The sequence below is a fragment of the Clostridium psychrophilum genome (genome assembly GCF_018861705.1).
In the GTDB taxonomy this organism is placed as follows: Bacteria; Bacillota; Clostridia; order Clostridiales; family Clostridiaceae; genus Clostridium_AD; species Clostridium_AD psychrophilum.
The window spans coordinates 1-1510 of sequence record NZ_JAHLEC010000238.1 but is presented as its reverse complement, the minus strand read 5'-3'; the positions used below and the strand labels follow the sequence as shown (position 1 = coordinate 1510).

Below are 1510 nucleotides of genomic sequence, written 5' to 3'. Positions count from 1 at the left end.
AATAATTACTAAATTTACCATTGTTCGTGTTATGCAATGGTCTTTTTGTTATGCAATGAAATTAACAACTACTTTCGCAAATTTACACTTGACTTTAACTAGCTGGTCTAAAATTAAATGTATTTAATATATGTACTTTATTCTTTATTTTTCAATGTCACAAGCAACTTCTTCATATACAAAATTTGAATTAAGTATTTCATCAACACCCTTTTTATATCCGCCTGCTTCTCTGAGTGATTTTCCAATCTGTTTACTACTTGTTTTAAAATTATTGTTTGAGAGAATATCAACTACTGACTGCGCCAAGACCTTTGGAGTAACATTATCTTTTTCAATAACAATACCTGCGCCAAGTTCGGCTACTCTATTAGCTACAGAAGGTTGATCAATGAATTGAGGAATAAGAATTAATGGAACATCATAATACAAAGCTTCATTTGTACTGTTCATTCCACCATGGGTAATAAACACATCTGCAATTTTTAAAACTTCAAGTTGAGATACGTAATTACGAACAATAAAATTTGATGGCATAGACTTAAATTTATTAATATCTGTGTTTTTACCGACAGACATAATAATCTTTACATTCATATTATCAAAAGCTTTAAAGCAATTTTCATAAAACTCAAAAGAATTATTAAATATAGTACCTAAAGATATATAAATAATTTTCTTCTTTTCATTATGGTCTAATGAAAAGTTTAAATCTTCCTTTCTAGTGATTATTGATGGGCCAATGAACTTATAGCTTTCATCAAAACTTTCACCACAAAGTTGAAAATATTTAGAGGTATATACAATATTAATCATGCCTTTTGCAGAAACTGCAGTAATTATACTAGGACACTTTATACCATATTCTTCTTTAAGATATTTAACAAAATTTATATACTCTAAAGAATTGAGAAGCTTTTGTATATTAGGTCCAAATTTTTTAATTTGCGCTAATAAACAATTTGTTCTTTTGTTTGCAGCAAAAGTTGTAATAGAACAAATTGCAGGTATTTTTAATAACCTTCCTACTTCATTACCTAGCATAAATGCTGAATCATAAATAATATAATCAAATTTTTCATTTGAATTAAATAAAGTATCAACTATATCTTTAAATGTACCAATGACTTTTAATAGTGGTTCATTATTTTCTAAATTTAAGTTTCCATTAAATAAATTTTGTACATCAAATGATTTCTTATATCCTTTAAACTTAGCTCCTGTATTTTCTACTTTATTTCTAAACTCTTCACCGGCAATATAAGTAACCTTTTCTCCTCTATTTATCAATTCTTTTACTAAACCTATAGTAGGGTTAAAGTGTCCTTGACCACACATATTTATAAATAATGCTTTTTTCATTTTTATCCGTCCTTTTTTTCCTTTTAGATTAGTACATTAAATTTATAATATGATTAAGCCACAAAAAGCTATATTTTCTCCGGTAGGAGTTAAGCTATTTCAAATTTTAGGCTATGCCTCTTGAAAATATTGTAAATTAATATGAAAA

General features: G+C 26.8%; 1 protein-coding gene. It reads right to left on the bottom strand.

Going from position 1 to position 1510, the window contains the following annotated elements; translation table 11 throughout:
- Positions 1 to 144: 144 nt before the first annotated feature.
- Positions 145 to 1362 carry a macrolide family glycosyltransferase gene (locus KPL38_RS19195; protein ID WP_216290737.1) on the bottom strand — a complete coding sequence of 406 codons (1218 nt, stop codon included), beginning with the start codon at positions 1360 to 1362 and terminating at the stop codon, positions 145 to 147.
- Positions 1363 to 1510: the final 148 nt, after the last annotated feature.

Excerpts from the sequence above, each read along its gene's own strand:
- KPL38_RS19195 (WP_216290737.1), bottom strand. The coding sequence starts at position 1,362 with ATGAAAAAAGCATTATTTATAAATATGTGTGGTCAAGGACACTTTAAC.